We start from the raw sequence: 22,727 nt of genomic DNA, 5'->3' as shown, positions 1-22,727 counted from the left end.
TACAAAAGTGCTTTTTCTGTATGCCCCCACAGACATTGACTCTTGTTCCACAAGACTTTCATCTAGGGAGATCCGTTACCCCTTTATGCCCGATTCAAGATCCATCTCAATGACTGAGATCATAGATTTCCATAGTTAGTTTTTTGTAAAATATACATGTTAATTTTAAAGGTGGCAAAATTTATTGTCAAGATAATAGGTTGTCCAATAGACAGAATGTTAGAAAAATAAAAGAAGAGACAATGCACGCATTGTCTCTTCTTTTCATGAGCTTATTCATCAAAGATGCTTAATTCTTCTTGCGGCTCTGTATCCGGATCAGATACACGTGCTGGAGAATCGATACCATAATGCTTGCGAATCTCCTGGGCAATCTCCTCCATGACATGCGGATTTTCTTTTAAAAACTGTTTTGCATTTTCACGGCCTTGACCAAGGCGTTCGTCTTTGTATGAATACCAAGAGCCGCTCTTTTGAATGATATCTAACTCTGAGGCCATGTCAATAATTTCACCTTCACGGGAGATTCCCTCACCATACATAATGTCAACATCCGCCGTTTTAAACGGAGGAGCGACCTTGTTTTTCACGACTTTAATTTTCGTTTTGTTTCCGACCATGTCGTTGCCTTGCTTAATTTGCTCAGCGCGGCGCACTTCAAGACGAACAGAAGCATAGAATTTTAATGCTCGTCCACCGGGAGTTGTCTCTGGCATAAACCTATAGATTTACCATCTCTATAGCTTGGACTATATCTTCATCTCCAAATTGGAGAGCCTTGCGCTTCCAGCAGTAGCCTATCCTCTGCTGTACCCTACTCAGTGACAAACGCACTTTTCGGTAGTCTCTACACCTTCCTTACTATAAGTAGTAAGGCTTGGCACGGTATTACCCCTTGAACATGATTGGAGGGCTCCACCGTTAGCACGAAATGACTTCGCACACCCCTAGGCAATCGGGTTCACAAGGTTTTTTTCTTGCTATCACTAGCAAGGGAAACCCAGAGTAAACTCCTTAATCTGCTGAATTACACGTTCTATATTCTGCAGCTCTCTTTCGTGGTCAATCTTGATCAATTTAAAGCTACAGAACCGTGTAAAACTCAGATTAAGCAATTACTCTCTGTTGATTTCCAAACATAACTCCCACTTTTTCACGAATTTGGTTAATGAAAATCGCAATCGTTTTTGATTTATTAATGGCCCCTGATAATTTACGCAACGCTTGTGACATTAAACGAGCTTGTAAACCAACGTGAGCGTCTCCCATATCACCATCGATTTCTGCCTTTGGCACAAGCGCCGCGACAGAGTCAATGACGATAATATCGACCGCGCCGCTTCTCACTAACGCTTCGGCGATTTCTAACGCTTGCTCCCCTGTATCTGGTTGGGAAAGCAACAGCTCGTCAATGTTCACTCCTAATTTTTGGGCATAGACCGGATCAAGCGCATGTTCTGCGTCGATAAAAGCAGCTTGACCACCTAATTTTTGCACTTCAGCAATCGCATGAAGCGCAACGGTCGTCTTACCGGAAGATTCGGGACCATAAATTTCGATAATGCGGCCGCGCGGATATCCTCCAACACCTAATGCAATATCTAACGCTAGTGAGCCACTTGATACCGTTGAAATTTGTCGGTCAGTTTGCTCTCCTAGCTTCATAATGGATCCTTTACCAAATTGTTTTTCAATTTGTTTTAACGCCTGTTCCAAGGCCGCTTGACGATCTTGATTCACTGATTAATTCCTCCTTTTTCTCATCTACTTATACTATACCGTTTTTTCACGTTCCTGCCAAGAAAAAAATCGAACGTTCATTCGTTTTTTCTGTGGTGAAAATAGCAATTTTATCCTAAGGAAATAAAGAGAAAGGGAAGATATGATGATGCGGAATGAGGGGAAAGCAGCCACTATGAACTGTTACCATTTACGCTAACGATGAGAAATGGGAGCTTCCCAACTCCCCGAAGAAAGCAGCTTTTCTCCTCCTTGGGAGCTCCCTGCCCTAGATGTCGACAAAACAGAGTTCTTTCATACCTCGAGTCTTTTACACATGGAAGGGTTAGCTTGGTTTTCGCATTTGTATTTTTCCATACAACCTCTTATATTCAGTTGTCAAAGAATGTTTCATAACAGAAATTATAGCGCATATGTTCGCTTTCGCCAACTAAAATTCATCTCCCACTTCAAACAAAACGTTGTCATCTTTTTGAAGCAGGAGACTTTTTTCAAGATTATACTAGAAAGCAGCTGCAAGTTTTTTTAATACGGCAAAACAGCCGTATTTGGCAGTGCGGGTGCGAATCGTTTCACGGTCACCGCCAAATGTTAAGCTATACACTTCTGTTTCACGTCCATCCATTGCGATCCCTACGTATACAGTCCCGACTGGCTTTCCTTCAAGAGAACTCGGTCCTGCCACTCCAGTAAAGCTAACACCAATATCTGCTCGACAAAGAGTGCGGACATGTTCTGCTAACAGTTTCGCACATGGCTCACTAACCGCTCCGTCTGTTTCTAACACGGAATGAGGAATGCGGAGAACATGCTCTTTCACTTCGTTTGTATAACAGACAATCCCTCCACGTACAACTTCAGAGGCGCCGGAAATGGCAGTCAATTCCGCTAAAAATCGCCCACCAGTAAGGCTTTCCGCTGCGGCAATCGTTTTATTATTCCGCTTTAATTGCTCGATGACTTTTGTAAATAACGTATCATCGTTATAACCGTAAAAGTAATGGCCTACGCGCTCGAGAATCGCTTTTTCTATTTTGTCTAAGCTTTTTTTTGCCTCAACAGCCGAGTGATGTTTTGCTGTTAGACGCAACGTCACTTCTCCGTCTCCTGCAAGCGGTGCGATCGTCGGATTCGATTGACCATCAATGAAATCTTCAATCTCTGTTTCTAGCTGTGATTCTCCGATACCAAAGAAGCGCAACACGCGCGATTCAATACGTTCTTGTCGTTCCAGCCTGTTCATAAGAAGCGGGCGCCCGTATTTCAGAAACATCGGTTGCATCTCTTTCGGTGGTCCGGGAAGAAGCATGTAAGTGATGTCATCGATCGTCACCACCATTCCTGGAGCCATTCCATGTTCGTTTTTCAATACTTCGGCTCCTTTTAGCACAAGTGCTTGCTTTTTGTTATTTTCGGTCATCGTCCGATTCGTGCGGGCAAAATATTCTTCAATCGAACGAAGCGATTCTTCATCGATAACAAGCTCCCGCTGTAATATGCGAGCGATTGTTTCTTTCGTTAAATCATCTTTTGTCGGACCAAGCCCGCCGGTGAAAATAATAAGATTTGCGCGCGTTTGTGCGATTTCAATCGCTTTTTGCAGCCGTAAAGCATTGTCGCCAACGACCGTATGAAAGTACACATTGATGCCCAGCTCGGCCATTTGCTGTGATAAAAATTGCGCATTTGTATTGGCGATTTGTCCAAGCAACAATTCTGAACCAACCGCAATGATTTCTGCGTTCAACAAAAGCGCCCCCTTTGTTTTTTGCCCGTCTTATTTTGAATGTAAAAAAGCATGCTTATTTTTCGCAAAATAGTCCCAGCCAGACCAGATTGTAAATATGACTGCCACCCAAAGCGCTAAATCAGCAAACGGAAATGAGATAAGAGAAAATGGTAAATTATGAAGGAGAAGGGCGGAAATTGCGACGATTTGTGTCCATGTTTTAATTTTTCCAAGCATATTCGCAGCGACGACTTCTCCTTCTCCAGCTAACACAAGGCGCAGCCCTGTTACTGCAAACTCGCGACTAATAATGACGATGACCATCCAAGAAGGCGCATAATGAAGCTCAACAAGAACGACGAGTGCTGCTGACACAAGCAGTTTATCAGCAAGCGGATCTAAAAACTTTCCTAGATTCGTAACGAGCTGATATTTTCGGGCATAGTATCCATCAATCCAGTCGGTTGCCGAAGCAACAATGAAAATCAGCGCCCCAACAAGATGAGAAATAGGGAGTGACTCCGTTCCTATTTGTATACTCCCCCAATGAAATGGAACTAACATTACCACTAAAAATAGAGGAATTAACATAATGCGTGCTACTGTAATTTTATTAGGCAAATTCACTACAAATACCTCCGCTATCTAATCAATATGTAAAAGCCATCTACAAAATAGATGACTTACGATTCTTTAAATATGATTTTGAGCTTTTGGTATACTTCATCTTTTGGATCAAACGGGTACGTAAATGGTTGTCCATTAATTTTCATGTCCACATCCAATGTTCGTCCAATTTTTACGAACACTTCAGATTCTGACGTTAAATCAAACGTCTGTGTTTGCCCGTTTGTTAAATTTCCTCTAAAGAAGAAGTGACCTTTTCCATTAAACACTTCTACCCAAGACGCACCTTTTGAAGTTAATTCGATGGTGAATTGATCTGCATTCGTTAATTCAATTGTTGCTGTGTTCCCTTGTTTCTCGGTGACCGTATACGTTGGAGTCGATGGCTCAGCCGTCTCCTCTTTGCCGTTATCTTTCTGTTTTTTCTCGGTCTCTTTCTGTTTTTCCTTTTCCGTTGCCTTTTCCAACGGTGAATTTTTTGAACGCTCTACTTCTGTTGTCCGATTCATAATTTGTCCTTGTGATTCGCTTCCAGCATCGCGATGCTGTAAAAATAACCAAAGAACCACTGCTATACCAATGATTACAACAGCAATAAGCAATTTCGGAAGCAAATCAATCCATTGTAAACTTTTTGAAGAAATTTGTTGTCTGCTTTTAACACGAGATAACTGTTCCGGCAATTCCTCATGCTGCGATTGAGGAATTTCATGTTTGTACTCCTCGAACAGCTCCTCTGAATCGAGCCCTACGGCTTCAGCGTACTGCTTAATGAAAGCACGTACGTAAAAGTTCCCTGGCATAATGTCATAGTTGCCTTCTTCAATCCCGATAAGATAGCGCTTTTGAATTTTGGTCATATGTTGCAGTTCATCTAAACTAATATTTTTCGCTTCTCTCGCTTCTTTCAATCGTTTACCTAACTCTGTCAACGATAACACCTTCCACCTTTTTATTAAACTTTTTTATTAAAAATCAAAATCAGAAAATCCATCATTGGAAAAGAATGATTGTTGATCAACTACATCATATGTAATCTCTTCTGCTGGATCATTGCGCAATTCAATAATATAATCAAAATCATCAAGTGTATACTCCGTGTGCCGGACAAAAATATCTGGATGCTCGACAACTTTCGTCGCTTGAAGACGCATTAATTCGCGAATGAGCTGCCAATGCCTCTCGTTGGCCCGGCGCGTTGAAACGATGCCATCAATGATAAAGATATTATTCTCATTATACTCGTCTTCAATTAATTGACTGCGCACGGTTTGTTTAATGAGTGTCGATGACACAAACAGCCAACGTTTATTCGCGCAAACACTAGCAGCGACAATCGATTCGGTTTTGCCGACGCGCGGCATTCCACGAATGCCAATTAGCTTATGCCCTTCTTGTTTAAAAATCTCTGCCATAAAATCAACAAGCAAACCAAGTTCATCGCGAATAAAGCGAAATGTTTTTTTATCATCGGCGTCACGCTGAATATACCGTCCATGTCTAACGGCAAGACGATCCAACAGCTTTGGCTGGCGCAGCTTCGTAATCGTAATATTATCCATTGTTCGTAAAATGGAGGCAAGCCGTTCGATTTGTTCGTTATTGTCACAAAGAAGGAGCATACCGCGCCGCGAATCATGAACACCATTAATCGTAACGATGTTGATGGATAACATGCCTAAAAGCGAAGAAATGTCTCCTAATAAGCCTGGACGATTGATATGTATCTCATATTCCAAATACCACTCCTGTTTCCCCATCCCATTTTCCTCCCTTACGGTTAAGGAGCCACGTAGCCTATGATAAGTTCATACTACTATAATATCGAACTGAAACGCAACAGAAAAGGGAACTAAATAGTTAAGAAAAGCAGTGACGAGCATCTCATCACGATGAGCAAATCGCCTCTATAGTTTCTTAGCCATAAAAAAAGAGAGGAAATCCCTCTCTACTTGTTATTTTTTCTGTACTAATTTTACCATCGCGTTGGCAATTGCGTGTTGCTCTTGCTCATCAGCTACGCTCCAAAGATCAGCAAGAAGGCGTTCCTCAGGATTTTTTGGATCGACTTGTTGAGCTAAGTAATCACCAATTTGATAAGCGACATCAGAGATGACCTGCTGATTTAGACCCTGTTGCTGCGCCTGCTCGAGACGCTCACCTAAAAAGTCCTTCCATTGTTCAAAGTTGTCTAATACAGACATGGCTTCTACCTCCTTCATATTCAGCTTCAACGATAGTTTGCCTACTTTTTGCTAAAATATACCCCGTCTCATTAACAATACCATCCTCCATTGACGGAAATGACTTGTCCGGTAATATAGGAAGCCGATTCGGAAATTAAAAACGAAACAGTTTTTGCCACCTCATCCGCGGTACCGATTCTCCCTAATGGAATATCCTCTGCGATCTGTTGCAGCTCCTCATCACTAAATGATCCTAACATCGCGGTTTGAATCGCTCCTGGAGCAATGGCATTGACTCGAATACCGCTTGGCGCTACTTCTTTCGCTAGGGCTTTCACAAATGCATTTTGTCCCCCTTTAACCATCGAATAGACGACTTCGCAAGAGGCGCCCGTGAGTCCCCAAATGGATGAAATGACGACAATATTTCCACGTCTTTTTGCGATCATAGGCGGAAGCAGTCTTTTTGTTAACAAAATAGGACTTGTAACGTGAAGCTGTACCATTTGTTGAACAAGCTGATCACTCATATCAGTAATCAACCCGTAATAACTATTGCCGCTATTATGCACTAGAACATCAATCGGGCGATCAAGCTGTGAAACGAGTGTATCAACACCTGTTGCCTCGGAAAGATCCGCTTGAACAATGGAAACATGAACGTTCGTTAGTTCCGCTTTCAGCTCATCAAGGTGATCGCGATGACGATAATAATGCAGCACAAGACCGTAGCCGTCATGGGCAAGCTGACGAGCAATTGCCGTACCAATTCCTCCACTTGCCCCAGTAATTAACGCATACTTCATTTTAATCCCCCTAAAAAAGCATCCTTCTTAAGAAGGATGCCTAGTTTCTTTCTTTTGGAACAACTTGACAGATAGAAAACTGCGATTCCCGGAAACATTCTTTTGCTACTTGAACGATATCATCTGTCGTTAAAGATTGTAATACAGAAACAGCCTCAAACAAGCTAGCTTCATGAAACGCATACCGCGTAAACTGGTTCGCAATGTATTCTGGCGAGTTAAGCGAACGTAAAAACGCGCCAATTTTTTTCTTTTTCACCCGCTCTAACTCTTCTGTCGTCAGGGATGAATCAAAAAATGTCAGCATCGTCTGCTTTAGTTCTTCTGCTAATCGATCAGGATCACTTGTATCCCCGCCGACAATCGCAAAGCCGAATTGTTGCTCTTCTGTGTACTCATACGCAAACGTCTCGTCAATAAGCCCAAGGCTATACAGCCGCTCATAATGTGGAGAGCTTTTGCCAAATAAATAATCCAATAGCACATTCATGGATAATTCGTGCTTTAATTTGTCTTTTCCTTTCGCTGTTACGTTCGTCCCTTTAAGTCCGACAAGACATTTACTCGTTTGTACATGCATTGGAATGACTTGTTTTTCTTTCGCTACTTCAGCGGGCTCATCATAGACAAAACGCTGAATCTCCACTGCTTTAGGAAATGTTTTTTTCGCTTGATTATCCCGAATTTGCTGCATGATTTTTTCTTGATCGACCGGTCCGACGATAAATAATAACATATTGCTTGGATGATAAAACGTTTCGTAACATTCGTACAACAGTTCTTTCGTGATATTGGAAATCGATTCAATCGTTCCTGCAATATCAATTTTTACAGGATGATTTTGATACATGCTTTCAATTAACCCAAAGTAAACGCGCCAATCAGGGTTATCATCATACATGCGAATTTCCTGACCAATAATGCCTTTTTCTTTTTCGACGGTTTTATCGGAGAAATACGGCGTTTGTACAAAATCGATTAGTGTTTCTAAATTTTTTTCAACATTCGCTGTGCTTGAAAATAAGTAAGCTGTTCTTGTAAACGACGTAAACGCATTCGCTGACGCTCCTTGCTTGCTGAATTGTTGAAACACATCTCCATCTTCTTTTTCGAATAATTTATGCTCTAGGAAATGGGCGATTCCGTCCGGCACCCGCTTCATTTCTGTCTTTCCAAGCGGAACGAATTGATTGTCGACAGAACCGTATTTCGTCGTAAACGTCGCGTATGTTTTGTTAAATCCTTTTTTCGGCAAAATGTACACATCCAACCCGTTAGGCATTTTCTCGTAAAACAGCTGTTCTTGTAATTGTTCGTATACAATTTTCTCCATGTTATTTCGTTCCCTCCATTCCTGTGAGGAAATAAATCGTATCTAGCTCGATATTGTTCGCCACGCGTACGACCTCTTCTCGAGACACGCGGTCGGTTTCCGAAAGCCATTCTTCAATCGGACGTTTTCGTTTGGAAACGACATTATGATAGAGCACTTCCACGAGCCCTCGCGGCGTATCGATGGTTTCGAGCAATTGATTGCGAATGACTGCTTTCGTTTGTGTCATTTCGTCATCGGTAAAGTCGCCTTTTTTCATTCCTTCCATTTGATCGCGAATGATTTGTACCGCTTTTTCATAGTTCACCGGCTCAACTCCTGCCATGACCATCATCAATCCTTTATGGCTTTCTAAGCGTGAAGCAGCATAGTAAGCAAGGCTTGCTTTTTCGCGGACATTGATAAACAACTTGGAATGGGAAAAACCTCCGAAAATGCCGTTAAACACTTGGAGTGCATAGTAATCATCATCTTCATACGTCACATTCGTTCGATATCCAATATTGAGTTTTCCTTGTTTCACATCTTGTTCCTCTTTTACTTCATTCACGTTGGTAATTGTCTTTTTCTCTGTCAGCTGATTGATGACAGGGCGAGTAGTACGCGCCGGAAAAGAAAAATGCGATTGCACCAATTCAAGAACGCGCTCTTCAGGAATACTGCCAATGATGTATAAGTCGATTTCATCTTCTTGTAACGCTTTTTGATAATAGTCAAACAAATTTTCCGGTGTAATGTGATCAACATCCTCCAACTGTCCGTCTGTATGAAGTGCATACGGTTCTCCTTTACACATTTCCTCAACTAGCCGCAAGTTCGCATAACGCATTTTATCATCATAAACGGATTGAATGCGTTGCTTTAGTGAGCGTTTTTCTTGTTCCACGATTTTTTCGACGAAGCGGCCCTTTTCTAAAGCAGGTTGGAGAACAATTTCACTTAACAGTTGCACTGCTTTGTTTAATAGCGGCGTTTGTTCTTTTAAAAACTTCTCATTGGCGACATCAAGGCGAATCGTAATAATATGATGTTCACCTTTCTTCGTTAAATCCACATTCAATGTTGCTCCATATAGCTCATCTAAATATGTTCGTAATTGTTTTGCGCTTGGATACGTCGTTGTTCCGCTTTGCAATACATACGGCAATAGCGCACGAAATGTAACCGTTTCTTTCGATAAAGGTGCTTTCATTTTTAATACAAGCGTATTTGTTTTATATTTGTCCGTCTCAATGGTGTGTACGCGAAATCCTTGGACGGCTCTTACTTTTTCATTGATCAAAGAGACTCCTCCTTTTCAACATCAACATCGATACTTTTATTGTTTACGTTGCAAAGCTTTTTAGTCTTATCATCAATAATACCGTTTAACGAAAATAAAATGCAAATGACGAGCAAAAAAAGAACTCGACAACAAAAGTCGAGTTCTCATAAGAATTATCGTTTTCCTTTAATATAAGGCGTACCTAACGCCTTTGGCGCTTCGGCGCGGCCGATGAAGCCTGCTAATGCTAAAATGGTTAACACATATGGAGCGATTAGCAAATAGACAGTCGGGACATTTTTCAAAAACGGAATCGATTGCCCTACGATACTTAAGCTTTGCGCAAGACCAAAGAACAAAGCAGCCCCCATTGCCCCAATTGGATGCCATTTTCCAAAAATCATCGCGGCGAGTGCCATAAATCCATGGCCGGAGATCGTTGCATGGCTAAAGTCGCGCGAAATAATGGTCGCGTACACCGCTCCACCAATTCCACCTAAGGCACCGCTAATCATGACAGCAATATAGCGCATTTTTGTCACATTAATTCCCATCGTATCCGCCGCCATCGGATGCTCACCAACTGCACGCAGGCGAAGACCAAATGGCGTTTTATAAATGACATACCAAGCAACAAAGGCAAAAACAATTGCAATATAAGACGGAATATAAGTATTTGAGAAAAATAACGGACCAATAACCGGAATATGACTTAAAACAGGAACATCAATTTTATCAAAACCCATTTGAATTTGATCCGTCTGCCCTTTGCCATACATTTTTTTCACTAAAAAGAGCGATAAACCCAGTGCTAAAAAGTTAATTGCCACCCCGCTGACGACTTGGTCAGCACGGAACGTAATCGATGCAACGGCATGGAGAAGGGAAAAAATCGCTCCAACCACCATTGCAACGATGAGCGCAAGCCACGGAGTGAGCTCTCCGAAGCGATCAGCAAACGTTAAGTTGAACACAACGCTGACAAATGCTCCAATGACCATTAATCCTTCTAAACCGATATTCACGACGCCGGAACGTTCGCTAAAGACACCGCCAAGTGCAGTGAAAATAAGTGGAGCTGCAAAGAAAATCGCCGAAGGAATAATAATTTGTAAAACTTCATAAACGCCCACTTATTTTCCCTCCTTTTTGAAACGAGATAGTAATAAACGAATCAAATAACTAGATGCAACAAAGAAAATAATTAACGCGATAACAATATCAACAAGTTCCGTTGGGACGTCTGCACTTGACGGCATCTCAAGCGCCCCCACTTTTAATGCGCCAAACAGAAGCGCCGATAACAGAATACCAAAAGCATTATTTCCTCCGATTAAAGCAACGGCAATTCCATCAAATCCGACACCGGTAAACCCAGCTTTTACAGAAATATTCCCGAAAGTACCGAGACCCTCCATTGCGCCAGCAACCCCAGCAAATGCTCCGGATATAACCATTGCCAAAATAATATTTCTTTTTACGTTCATGCCGGCGTAATGGGAAGCGTGTTGGTTGAAACCAACAGCACGCAATTCGTATCCTTTCGTCGTTTTTTCAAGTAAAAACCACATAATGATGGCACCGATAACGGCTACAATAATGCCGTAATGCAATGTCGAGTAATCCGTAATCGACTGTAAAAATTCTGACTGCAACGAAGCTGTTTCATGAATTTTTTCTGATTTAAAGCCTTGATTAGACAAAACGGAACGAATAATTGCGTTGGATACATGAAGAGCAATATAGTTCATCATAATGGTAATAATGACTTCGTGCACTTTAAAATGAGCCTTTAAAAACCCTGGAATGAATGCCCACAATGCACCGGCAACAGCGGCAGCTAAAATCGCTAACGGTAAATGGATGACCTTTGGCAGATCAAATGCCACCCCTACCCATACAGAAGCAAGCCAGCCGATGATGAGCTGTCCTTCAACCCCGATATTAAAGAGCCCCGTGCGAAACGCAAACGCAACCGCAAGCCCTGCAAGAATATAAGGAGTCGTTTGCCGAATCGTTTCTCCAATATAATAATTGTCACCAAACGCTCCATATAAAAGCGCGGAATAACCAGCAATCGGGTCATAGCCGCTCACAAGCATGACGATTGAGCCGACAAGAACCCCAAGCAACACCGCTAATACTGGAACGAGAAAATTCGTAAGACGACTTGAACTCATTAAGAAACACCCGCTTCCTTCCGTTTACTTCCTGCCATCAATAATCCAAGCTCTTGTTCTGTTGTTTCTTTTGGATCGACGATGGCCACGATTTTTCCTTCGTAAATGACAGCGATGCGATCGCTTACGTTCATGACTTCGTCTAATTCAAACGAAACGAGAAGCACCGCCTTACCTTGATCACGTTGTTCAATCAAGCGTTTATGAATAAATTCAATCGCTCCGACATCAAGACCGCGCGTTGGCTGAGCAGCAATAAGCAAGTCGGGATTGCGGTCAACTTCACGGCCGATAATTGCCTTTTGCTGATTGCCGCCAGAGAGGGCTCGCGCTTTCGTATATTCATCCGGCGTGCGTACGTCAAACTCTTGAATAAGCTGGCGAGCTTTTTCATAAATAGTTTTAAAGCTAAGAATCCCTTTTTTGGAGTACGGCTGCTTATAATACGTTTGCAACACCATGTTCTCCCCGATTGGAAAATCGAGCACAAGCCCGTGTTTATGACGGTCCTGCGGAATATGGCCGACGCCGGCTTCGATGATTTTGCGCGGAGGGAGATTCGTAATCTCTTGACCGTTCAACGTAATCGACCCAGACTCAGCCTTCACAAGCCCCGTAATCGCCTCAATTAATTCCGTTTGACCGTTTCCGTCTACCCCAGCTATTCCAACGATCTCACCAGCGTGAACCGTTAAATCCAAATGATTAACTGCAGTAATACCGCGCGCATCTTTTACGACTAAGTCCTTAATTTCTAACACTGGTTTTCCTAGTTGGACTGGCTTTTTATCTGTTTTAAACTGAACCTCACGTCCTACCATCAGCGCAGCAAGTTCACTTGGATTCGTATCAGCAACATTTAATGTACCAATGCCTTTCCCGCGCCGAATAACGGTGACACGGTCGCACACTTCCATAATTTCTTTGAGCTTATGGGTAATTAAAATAATTGATTTTCCTTCTTTCACAAGTGCCTTCATAATTTGAATCAATTCTTGAATCTCTTGTGGAGTAAGCACTGCTGTTGGCTCATCGAAAATTAAAATATCCGCACCGCGATACAGCGTTTTTAAAATTTCGACACGTTGCTGCATTCCGACGGAAATATCGGAGATTTTCGCTGTCGGATCAACCGCTAAGCCGTAGCGTTCCGACAATTCACGCACCTCTTTTTCAGCGCGTTTAATATCGATCATGCCACCCGTTGTCGGCTCGCTTCCTAAAATGATGTTCTCGGTAACGGTAAACGTGTCGACGAGCATAAAATGTTGGTGCACCATTCCAATGCCGAGGTCATTGGCGACATTCGGATCAGAGATGTTGACCGTTTTCCCTTTAACACGGATCTCGCCGCCATCTGGTTGATAAAGTCCAAATAACACATTCATAAGTGTCGATTTTCCTGCCCCATTTTCTCCAAGAAGGGCATGGATTTCTCCCTTTTTGACTTGGAGAGTGATGTTGTCATTGGCTACGAAGTTCCCAAATACTTTTCGAATATTGAGCATCTCAATTACGTATTCCAAACAAATTCACTCCTTAAATGAGCATATTAAAATCATGAAATGAAAAGCTACAATGTTCCATATTGTACCTTTTCATTTCATGATTTCTCGGCGATACGAGATACCAAGCAGCCCAATTCCACCTCAAAACTACCACGTCTTGTGGGCAACAGCAAAATGCCGCTATCCTAGCTTTAACAGCCAATGTTCTTGACCCACAAGACGGGCTTGTCCTCAGGGGAATTTTGTTTGACCTCAAGTTTCTTAAATCATCACACATCGATGCTTATTCAAGAAGCAAACTGGTTAGGCGCTTATGCCAGACAGTCTGCTTTGAAACATCTTTCATTGTAAAAAGGCTAGCATATCACTAGCCTTTTTATTCAGTTATTTTAATGTCGCTTCAAACTGTTTGTATTCTTCACGAGTTTTTGGTACTTTCACTTCGCCTTTAATGATTTTTTGCTTCCACTCATCAACAGCTTTTAATACTTCTGGCTTAATGTTATCTTGTGTCGGAGCAATGCCTACACCGTTTTCAGGAAGGCCGTACTCGATCGTTTTTCCGCCCGGGAAATCTCCTTCTTTTGTTTTCTTCGCCACGTCATAAACGGCAACGTCAACGCGTTTAACCATTGAAGTTAATGTAACGTTATATGTTTTTCCACCAGCTTTGACAACACCTTCTGGAGCTTGGTCTTTGTCAACGCCGATGACCCAAATTTCGCGATTTGGATCTTTCGTTTTTAAGTCTTTTGCTTCTGAGAACACACCGTTACCAGTCGCACCAGCTGCATGGTAAATAATATCAACACCAGAAGCATACATGCTAGAGGCAATCGCTTTTCCTTTATCGGCTTGGTCAAATGCGCCTGCATACTGTACTTCTACCTTTGCTTTTGGATTAACAGCTTTGACCCCAGCACGGAATCCGCTTTCAAACTTCTCAATTAACGGAATTTCCATACCACCGATAAAGCCGATTTTGTTCGTTTTTGTTGTTAAACCAGCAACAACACCAACAAGGAACGATCCTTCGTTCTCTTTGAAGGTAATGCTCGCTACGTTCGGTTTATTAACAACACTGTCAACAATAGCAAATTTTCCTTTTGGTTTTTGTTCGGCGATTTGTCCAACTGCATCAGCCATCAAATAACCAATTCCATAAATTAAATCATAATCGCTTCGAACAAGTTTGTTTAAGTTAGTCGCATAATCAGAATCGCTTTGAGATTGCAAATAGTCATAGCCGCCTCTGCCTTTTTTCAAGCCATTATCCTCACCAAACTTTTGCAATCCTTCCCAAGCGGACTGGTTGAACGATTTGTCATCAATACCGCCAACGTCAGTTACCATCGCTACACTAAAACCTTTCTTGTCACCTGCTTTGTCACCGTTGTTGGCACACGCACTTAATAGTGTTCCAGCAGCTAGCACAAGCGAAAGAGCTAGCCCAAAACGTCTTTTCTTCATCGCGTTTACCCCCTAATCCATGAAAATGTATACTTTCTTATTATTGAGAAGATCCTGTGTTTCTATGTATGAAATGTCACCCCCTTAAAAATTGATACGCTTCCTTAATACATGAAAGCTAAATTTATCAGACTTAAAATAGTTAATAGAATACAAAACGGGCTCGTCATTTTTATCGAAATGCATTTGTTTTAACACAAGTAATGCCGTTTCTGGTTCACATTGTAAAATGGGCGACACTTTCTCATGATAGCCGAGCGGTTCAATATGGGCCACCGCATATGCGATATCACGATTCGTTTGATTATGTAAGTTTTCAAATAGGGATTCATACTCATAAGAAATACCTTTAGGTAAGTATTTACAAGGAATTTTATCGAGACAATATACAACAGGCTCGCCATCGGCTGTCCGTACTCGTTCAACAAGAAGAATTTCCTCATCCGGTGAGCATTGAAATCGGCGCATATCTTCTTCGGTCGAACCTTGAACCGTAGAAGAAAGAAAAATCGTTCCTGGTTTTCTCCCCGCTTGTTCAATCATATCGGTCACACTACTTAATTGTTCAATACCGGAAGTAAACAGTGGTCTCGCATTTACAAATGTACCGACGCCGTGTCGGCGAATAATGACATTTTCCTCTTCCAAAATGCGGAGTGCTTCACGCAATGTCGCTCGGCTTACTCCTAATTGTTTCGATAGTTCAAATTCGGATGGGAGTTTTTGTTTTTCTTTATAAACACCGGTTTCAATATCATGTTTAATTCGGTCGATCACTTGCAAGTACAAGTGGCGATTATCTGACTTAATGGACATTCCGAAAGCCTCCAATTAGTCACAATTTCACAATTTACAGATATCAGACCTCTGATGTTAGACAATTTAACCTAGTCGAAATTACTATAACACTTTTTTTTTAATAAATAAATAGGAAATAAATATTTTGTCGAAAAAAGCAAAAAAATGATGAAAACGATTTCAATGTGATATTCTTATTTTTTATTAAGATATCCAAAGCACGCTGCAACTACAAATATTATAAGCTAATTAGGAGTAGCTACTCGACGTAAAAACATTTCCAATTCACCCAATATTTCCTCTTTTGGATTATTTAGCTTCAGCGCCTCGCTTTCTGCCAAGCTCACTCCTTTGAGGTGACCGTACCTCTTCAGGTGAGGATTGGCTTTGAAAGCTAATCGCGGCGCTGCCGTTTTTCTTGACTGTCTAGCTCCGGTGACCATCCCCTTGCGACGTTTCGGGGATAGGCCGGTCACCTTCGCTTTTCTTATTTAGCTTGGCTTGTAGCTCCTTTGCTCCGCCGAGATACAAGCTATCGGAAGAACATTTTTCTTTGGAGCTAACCGTCCGCCTCCGCTTTTCTTATGAAGTCTTTGCATTTTCTTTTGAAATGAGCACAGCTCTCGGTTTGCTTCCTTCATAAGGCCCGACAACCCCACGTGCTTCCATCGCATCAATAAGGCGGGCAGCTCGGTTATAACCGATTCGAAAGCGGCGCTGCAACATCGAAACAGAAGCACTTTGCATTTCAATAACAAGCTGTACCGCTTCATCATACAACTCATCGTCAAATTCGTCGCTTTCCTCCACCGTATCATTGAAAATCATTTCTTCTTGATATTGTGCTTTTTGTTGCGAAATCACAAACTTAACGACCTCTTCCACTTCCTCATCGGACACGAACGCTCCTTGCACACGAATCGGCTTGGATGCTCCCATCGGCAAAAATAGCATATCACCGCGACCGAGTAGTTTTTCGGCTCCGCCCATATCTAAAATGGTACGCGAATCCGTCTGTGACGAGACGCTAAAAGCGATGCGGGACGGAATGTTCGCTTTAATGACTCCCGTAATGACGTCGACGGAAGGGCGTTGGGTCGCAATAATAAGATGAATTCCAGCTGCGCGCGCCATTTGCGCAAGCCGCGTGATCGAATCTTCTACATCCGATGAAGCAACCATCATTAAATCTGCCAACTCATCGACAATGACAACGATATAAGGCAGAAGCGGCTGCTTCGCATCGGATTGTTGATTATGACGTTGAATATATTCGTTGTATCCTTCAATGTTTCGTGTTCCCGTATGCGAAAACAGTTCATAGCGTCGCTCCATTTCGCTGACAACTTTCTTTAACGCTTGCGACGCTTTTTTTGGATCGGTAACGACAGGAGCTAATAAATGGGGAATACCGTTATACACGCTTAATTCCACCATTTTTGGATCAATCATCATCATCTTTACTTCATGAGGTTTTGTCCTCATTAATAAACTTGTAATAATGCCGTTAATACAAACGCTTTTGCCGCTACCGGTAGCACCTGCTACTAACAGATGGGGCATTTTATTAAGCTCAGCCACGACTGCCTCTCCGGAAATATCTCTTCCTAATCCTATTAATAATTTGGCATCCGGTTTATAATTCTCCGTCGCCTCCAGCACTTCTCGCAACGAAACAGTCGCTATTTCTTCATTCGGCACTTCGATCCCGATTGCCGATTTTCCTGGAATCGGTGCCTCAATTCGAATATCTTTTGCGGCTAGCGCCAATGCTAAATCATCGCTTAAACTAACAATTTTGCTTACTTTTACCCCAACATCGGGATAGACTTCGTACTTCGTTACCGCTGGCCCAAGGTGAACTTGAGTCACTTTTGCTTTTACACCAAAGCTTTGAAATGTTTTTTCCAGCTTTCGTGCGTTCGCATAAATGTTGGCATGATCTTTTGCTTGATTCGTCGGTTTTGGCAATCGCAATAACTCAAGCGGCGGCAATTGATAATCGGCATTTTCCATTTCGGAAAACGCCATCGGCGGATTTGCTTCTTCTTCGTTGTTTTCTTCCGCCACTTCAGCCACTTGTTCGACCTCTTCTGTCCGTACAGCTGTAAAGTCGGAAATAATCGGCGGAGGTGATAAACGCTCCTCCTCATCTTCATCTTCGTCTTCTTCATCGCGACTCTCTTCGACGTTTTGTTTAGGAGTTTTCGGTACAGATGGTTTCTGTTTTTTTCTCATGGCGAAAAACTGCTTCATATCTGCGACAAACTCACGCCACTGTTGATAAATGAATGAAACAATGAGCGCTATAGCTTTTCCGATCGTATCATGCAGCGATTTTCCGGTAATAAGCACCGTACCAACGATAAAAAGAAGAAAGCAAATCCATTTCGTACCAAGCTCATCAAATAACTGGTAGCTTGCTGCAAATAAAACGGCACCTATCATCCCGCCTCCTAAATCAGTAGACGAATGCTCCCCACGTACTTCCATCCAAAATAATTCCCATGTCGTTCGAATAATGCTTGGATCGACAAATTGTCCTTGTCTGGATAACAAGCGAAATAACGTTTCATGACTAAGCAATAAAAGCGCAGCGCTTATCGTATACAAGCCGATAAAAATTCTATTTACAAAAGAAGGCCACGTCCGTTTCCAAATAAGATAAAGAGCTAAAAGAAACCAAACGATGAACGAAAGCATATACCATTCCCCAAGAAAAAAGCGAGAAAACAGCACAAGCGTCCTTCCGACTAAGCCTAGATTTGCCATCGCAATAACGGAAGCGGCCAGCATCGTAAGACCAATCAGTTCAAAACGGAACGTTTCTTTCCATTGTTGCTTATTTCGTTGTTTTTTTCGTTGTCGTTTACGTTTTGCCACAATTATTCACTCCAATTGACAAACTGGAAAGGCGGAAAAAAGCAGCCAAGTTTGGCTGCTTTTTTTCTGTCTAGTGTTATTATATCATGAATGGACGAGGAATTCATTACGATGTTACAACGGAAAGCGGAAATCTTACTCCCGGAGCGTATTTTTGCTCTAAAAAATGAAATGGATTTGTGCTTAAATTACGCACGATTTCATACTCTTTTGTTTCTGTTTCTTGAACGATAAACGGAATGCCGTCGTAATAAACGATTTTTTGCTTCGTATATTCATCCATATCCGTCTGAAAAATGAGATGTTCTGGCATAATGGTATATAAAATCATTGAACTATTTTCTCTCCCTTCGTTTCGTTAAGATCAATGAGTTCACGCAACTTTTGCATCGCTTGAGCGACGCCGCCTACTTCGTCAATCAATCCATACTGTACGGCGTCAGGACCGACAACATTGGTACCGATATCACGCGTTAAGTTCCCCTTTGAGAACATGAGCTCTTTAAACTTTTCCTCGGTAATTTTCGAATGTTTTGTAACAAAACGGACAACTCGTTCTTGCATTTTATCTAAATACTCAAACGTCTGAGGAACGCCGATGACAAGCCCCGTTAAGCGAATAGGGTGAATGGTCATCGTTGCCGTTTCGGTAATAAACGAATAGTCGCAAGAAACCGCAATTGGCACCCCGATTGAATGCCCTCCCCCTAACACAATGGAAACAGTCGGCTTAGATAGTGAAGCTAACATTTCAGCAATCGCTAATCCGGCTTCTACATCCCCCCCGACCGTATTTAAAATCACGAGTAACCCTTCAATATTTGGATTTTGTTCAATCGCCACAATTTGCGGGATGACGTGTTCATATTTCGTTGCTTTATTCTGGGGAGGAAGCTGGATATGGCCTTCAATTTGTCCAACGATCGTTAAGCAATGAATGTTTGTATCCTGCGTCAATTGCGGAATATTGGTTTGTCCGAGCTGTTGAATCATTGTCGTTACTTGTTCTTCTTTTGATGGTTCTTGCTTTTCCTCTGACTCTGATGCTATATACCGTTCTTTTTCCATTGGTCTACCCCTTTCCTGTCATCATATTGTTAGTATGTTCTATAGATAAAATAAAAATGCTGATGGAACATTTCTATTCCATCAGCATCCTCGGTTGACTTTGAGCACGATCGTATTAAATTTCCATAATAATTGGTAAAATCATCGGCTTTCGCTTTGTTTTTTCAAATAAGAATTGATTAAGTGCTTCGCGAATATTCAGCTTTAACGAAGACCATTCAATAATGTAGTCTTGCATGCATTGGTTCACGATATTGGTGACCATTTTCGTTGCCTCATCAAGCAATGTTTCTGATTCCCTGACGTATACAAAGCCGCGCGAAATAATTTCAGGACCAGCAATAATTTTTTTTGCTTCTTTGCTTAATGTGACAACGACGATTAAAATGCCGTCTTGGGAGAGTAAGCGGCGATCGCGCAAAACAATATTTCCGACATCCCCGATTCCTAAACCATCAATTAAAATGTTGCCATACGGTACTTTTCCGCCAGATCGAGCCTGACCGTTGCGAAATTCAATAACATCTCCTTTATCGATTAAAAACGTCCTTTCTTCAGAAATACCAACCGCTTTGGCAAGATTCGCATGTGCCTTTTGCATGCGGTATTCTCCATGAACCGGTATGAAATATTTCGGTTTCATTAAGTTAAGCATAAGCTTCAGTTCTTCTTGGCAACCGTGTCCGGATACGTGAACTTTTCGCTGTCCGTAAACGACGTTCGCTCCAGCGCGATATAACGCGTCGATCGTTTTGGAAAACAGCAGTTCATACCCAGGCATGACAGAGGCGGCAACAATGACCGTATCTCCTTCTTTAATATTGATTTGTTTATGCGCTTGCTTGGCCATGCGCGCCAATGCTCCCATCGGCTCACCATGCCCGCCGGTCGTTAAAATCAGTAACTCCCGGTCTTCATAACGCTCAATGTCATGAATAGAAATGGTCAGCTTATCCGGTAAATATAAATATCCTAAGCGCACTGCAATATCCATTACTTTATGCATACTTTTCCCGACAATGGCCACTTTCCGTCCGCTTGCCTTTGCTGCATGCAATACTTGCTGGATTCTCGTAATATTGGACGCATAGCATGCAACAATGACGCGCCCCTCTGCATTGTAAACGACATCGGCAATTTCTTGAGCAACGAGCGTATCCGAACCCGTATATCCCGGTTTTTCCGCGTTTGTACTATCGGATAGTAAACATAGTACCCCTTGTTCACCGATTCGTGCCATTTTCCCTAAATCCACTCGGTTCATTCCGTATGGTGTTTGATCAAATTTAAAATCGCTTGTGTAGACGATGGCACCTTGGGAAGTATGGATACTAATTCCAACTGAATCGGGAATGCTATGAATTGTTCGGAAAAACGTCACCTTCGCCTTTTCAAACACCACTTCCGAATCGGAGCGAATTTCAACGAACGGAGCGCTCGAGGTGACTCCGTGTTCCCGTAATTTTTCTTCTGCTAATCCGAGCGTAAGCTTTGTTCCGTACACTGGAGCCGTAATTTTCTTTAGCACATAAGCTATGGCACCTATATGCTCTTCATGTCCGTGCGTCAAAAAAATCGCTTTAATACGCTCTTGCCGTTCAACAAGATAGGTGATGTCAGGGATAACTTTGTCGATTCCAAGCATTTCGTCTTCCGGAAACATTACCCCTGCATCAATGACAAAAATATCATCATCGATTTCAACGACATACATATTTTTTCCAATTTCCCCTACTCCCCCAAGGGAAAACACTCTTATTTTCTCTACTTGTTTCGTCCTCAATGCTACGTCCTCCTATGATGAAACTAACCCGCTCAAAGTCACTTGATTTTATTATAACTGATGTAAGATTTTCAACACAAGACAATTTGTCACAAGCTCTCTATAAATGGAGGGAATGGCAGTTTCTTTTCTCACAGAAGGGTTTAACGTGCCTAAAACCAAATAGCCCTCCAATTTCGCCTAAGAAGAGCCCTCCTCCTGTGGGCAAACAGTGAAATGCCGCCATCTTGGTTCCCTGCAATAGACAATGACCTTCACCCGCAAGACAGCTTGCATCCCGAGGAGTCTGGTTTGATTACAGGGCTCTCAAATACTACATTTCAAGTCATACTTTGCACAAGTTTCGCATCGGTGCCGATTCAAGCAGCAAGCTGGTTGGACACTGGCGGAAAATAAATCCCGTTTCCCATTTATACTTTCTTAATCTTTATAAAAAAAGACCAATCCGCCTTTGCGAGCGGATTGGTCGCGATCACTTATAGCATGTTTAATAGCTTCATCAATTGCACGCGCTCTTGTTCTGTTAATGGAACAAGCGGCAAACGTACAGAACCAACATCTAATCCTTTTAGTTGTAATGCGGTTTTGACTGGAGCAGGACTAGGTGCAGCAAATAAACCTTTCATAATCGGGAGCAATCTTTGGTGCCATTTTGCTGCTTCAGCAAGGTTCCCTGCTTCAAAAGCCGCCATCATTTCTTGCATTTCATTTCCGATAATATGAGATGCAACAGAGACCACTCCTGCTCCTCCGATTGCCATCACTGGGAGCGTCAAGCCATCGTCGCCGCTATATAGAAGAAAATCGTCATCTGTACGCGCGATAATTTCTGTCATCGCATCTAAATTACCGCTTGCATCTTTAACGGCAACAATGTTTGGAATTTCTGCTAAGCGAACAATGGTATCCACACTAATGTTAATAACGGCACGGCCAGGAATGTTATACACCATGATCGGAAGTGACGTGCTTTCAGCAATCGCTTTAAAATGCTGGTAAATTCCTTCTTGGTTCGGTTTATTGTAATACGGTGCCACAATCATGACAGCATCAACACCGGCATCTTCTGCCTTTTTTGTCAGCTCAATCGATGCGCGCGTATTGTTGCTTCCCGTCCCTGCAATAACAGGCACTCGACCGTTGACGACAGAAACAACGTGACGGAATAGAGCCACTTTTTCTTCCGTCGTTAACGTTGGCGATTCTCCTGTCGTACCGGCAATAACGAGCGAATCCGTGCCGTTTTCAATTAAATAATTGACAAGCTGTGTCGTTTTCGCAAAATCAATATTGCCTTTATTATCAAAAGGGGTTACCATCGCCGTAGCGATTTTACCGAATGAAACCAATGT

Annotated in this window: 18 protein-coding genes and 2 pseudogenes; all 20 read right to left on the bottom strand. The window is 42.2% G+C overall.

All coding sequences use genetic code 11. The annotated features are described in order from the left end of the window. Window positions 1-272: 272 nt before the first annotated feature. Window positions 273-713: pseudogene (locus ISX45_RS03750) on the bottom strand (recombinase RecA); the annotation flags it as partial. 409 nt (window positions 714-1,122) lie between these two features. Further along, window positions 1,123-1,740: pseudogene (gene recA, locus ISX45_RS03745) on the bottom strand (recombinase RecA); the annotation flags it as partial. A 502-nt stretch (window positions 1,741-2,242) separates the two neighbouring features. Further along, entirely contained in the window at window positions 2,243-3,487 is a 1,245-nt protein-coding gene (locus ISX45_RS03740; protein ID WP_181557256.1) for a competence/damage-inducible protein A, read from the bottom strand. Window positions 3,488-3,517: 30 nt separating this feature from the next. After that, window positions 3,518-4,096: a CDP-diacylglycerol--glycerol-3-phosphate 3-phosphatidyltransferase gene (gene pgsA, locus ISX45_RS03735; protein WP_181557255.1), complete on the bottom strand. Its 579-nt coding sequence runs from the start codon at window positions 4,094-4,096 to the stop codon at window positions 3,518-3,520. A 56-nt stretch (window positions 4,097-4,152) separates the two neighbouring features. Further along, entirely contained in the window at window positions 4,153-5,028 is an 876-nt protein-coding gene (locus tag ISX45_RS03730; protein ID WP_181557254.1) for a helix-turn-helix domain-containing protein, read from the bottom strand. A 36-nt stretch (window positions 5,029-5,064) separates the two neighbouring features. Continuing rightward, window positions 5,065-5,856, bottom strand: a complete 792-nt coding sequence (locus tag ISX45_RS03725; RefSeq protein ID WP_181557253.1) for a DUF3388 domain-containing protein — start codon at window positions 5,854-5,856, stop codon at window positions 5,065-5,067. Between the two features lie 195 nt (window positions 5,857-6,051). Continuing rightward, entirely contained in the window at window positions 6,052-6,300 is a 249-nt protein-coding gene (locus tag ISX45_RS03720) for a DUF3243 domain-containing protein (RefSeq protein ID WP_181557252.1), read from the bottom strand. 71 nt (window positions 6,301-6,371) lie between these two features. Further along, window positions 6,372-7,088, bottom strand: a complete 717-nt coding sequence (gene ymfI / locus ISX45_RS03715) for an elongation factor P 5-aminopentanone reductase (protein ID WP_194519995.1) — start codon at window positions 7,086-7,088, stop codon at window positions 6,372-6,374. A 40-nt stretch (window positions 7,089-7,128) separates the two neighbouring features. Further along, window positions 7,129-8,421, bottom strand: a complete 1,293-nt coding sequence (gene yfmH / locus ISX45_RS03710) for an EF-P 5-aminopentanol modification-associated protein YfmH (RefSeq protein ID WP_181557250.1) — start codon at window positions 8,419-8,421, stop codon at window positions 7,129-7,131. Between the two features lies 1 nt (window position 8,422). Beyond that, a complete protein-coding gene (gene yfmF, locus ISX45_RS03705) occupies window positions 8,423-9,703 on the bottom strand; it encodes an EF-P 5-aminopentanol modification-associated protein YfmF (RefSeq protein WP_181557249.1) in 1,281 nt (426 codons plus the stop codon). Window positions 9,704-9,858: 155 nt separating this feature from the next. Further along, window positions 9,859-10,818, bottom strand: coding sequence for an ABC transporter permease (locus tag ISX45_RS03700; RefSeq protein ID WP_194519994.1), 960 nt, complete (start codon window positions 10,816-10,818; stop codon window positions 9,859-9,861). Continuing rightward, window positions 10,819-11,865: an ABC transporter permease gene (locus tag ISX45_RS03695; RefSeq protein WP_194519993.1), complete on the bottom strand. Its 1,047-nt coding sequence runs from the start codon at window positions 11,863-11,865 to the stop codon at window positions 10,819-10,821. It abuts the gene before it with no gap. Continuing rightward, complete coding sequence (locus tag ISX45_RS03690; RefSeq protein WP_181557246.1) at window positions 11,865-13,391, bottom strand: ABC transporter ATP-binding protein; 1,527 nt, start codon at window positions 13,389-13,391, stop codon at window positions 11,865-11,867. Before ISX45_RS03690 ends, ISX45_RS03695 begins: the two co-directional genes overlap by 1 nt. A gap of 366 nt (window positions 13,392-13,757) precedes the next feature. Further along, window positions 13,758-14,843: a BMP family lipoprotein gene (locus ISX45_RS03685; protein WP_194519992.1), complete on the bottom strand. Its 1,086-nt coding sequence runs from the start codon at window positions 14,841-14,843 to the stop codon at window positions 13,758-13,760. 84 nt (window positions 14,844-14,927) lie between these two features. Further along, on the bottom strand, window positions 14,928-15,659 hold the full coding sequence (locus ISX45_RS03680) for a GntR family transcriptional regulator (protein WP_181557244.1): 732 nt from the start codon (window positions 15,657-15,659) through the stop codon (window positions 14,928-14,930). A 564-nt stretch (window positions 15,660-16,223) separates the two neighbouring features. Further along, window positions 16,224-18,527 (bottom strand): DNA translocase FtsK, encoded by a 2,304-nt coding sequence (locus ISX45_RS03675; RefSeq protein WP_407649745.1) that lies wholly within the window; start codon window positions 18,525-18,527, stop codon window positions 16,224-16,226. 103 nt (window positions 18,528-18,630) lie between these two features. Beyond that, on the bottom strand, window positions 18,631-18,855 hold the full coding sequence (locus tag ISX45_RS03670; protein WP_181557241.1) for a YlzJ-like family protein: 225 nt from the start codon (window positions 18,853-18,855) through the stop codon (window positions 18,631-18,633). Continuing rightward, on the bottom strand, window positions 18,852-19,592 hold the full coding sequence (locus tag ISX45_RS03665; protein WP_181557240.1) for a ClpP family protease: 741 nt from the start codon (window positions 19,590-19,592) through the stop codon (window positions 18,852-18,854). The genes ISX45_RS03670 and ISX45_RS03665 overlap by 4 nt, the downstream gene beginning before the upstream one ends. 115 nt (window positions 19,593-19,707) lie before the next feature. Continuing rightward, complete coding sequence (locus ISX45_RS03660) at window positions 19,708-21,375, bottom strand: ribonuclease J (RefSeq protein WP_181557239.1); 1,668 nt, start codon at window positions 21,373-21,375, stop codon at window positions 19,708-19,710. Window positions 21,376-21,851: 476 nt separating this feature from the next. Further along, complete coding sequence (dapA, locus tag ISX45_RS03655; protein ID WP_181554877.1) at window positions 21,852-22,724, bottom strand: 4-hydroxy-tetrahydrodipicolinate synthase; 873 nt, start codon at window positions 22,722-22,724, stop codon at window positions 21,852-21,854. Window positions 22,725-22,727 lie beyond the last annotated feature (3 nt).

It is taken from the genome of Thermaerobacillus caldiproteolyticus, from assembly GCF_015326725.1.
GTDB classification, from domain to species: domain Bacteria; phylum Bacillota; class Bacilli; order Bacillales; family Anoxybacillaceae; genus Thermaerobacillus; species Thermaerobacillus caldiproteolyticus.
This window is presented reverse-complemented; position numbering and strand designations above follow the sequence as displayed.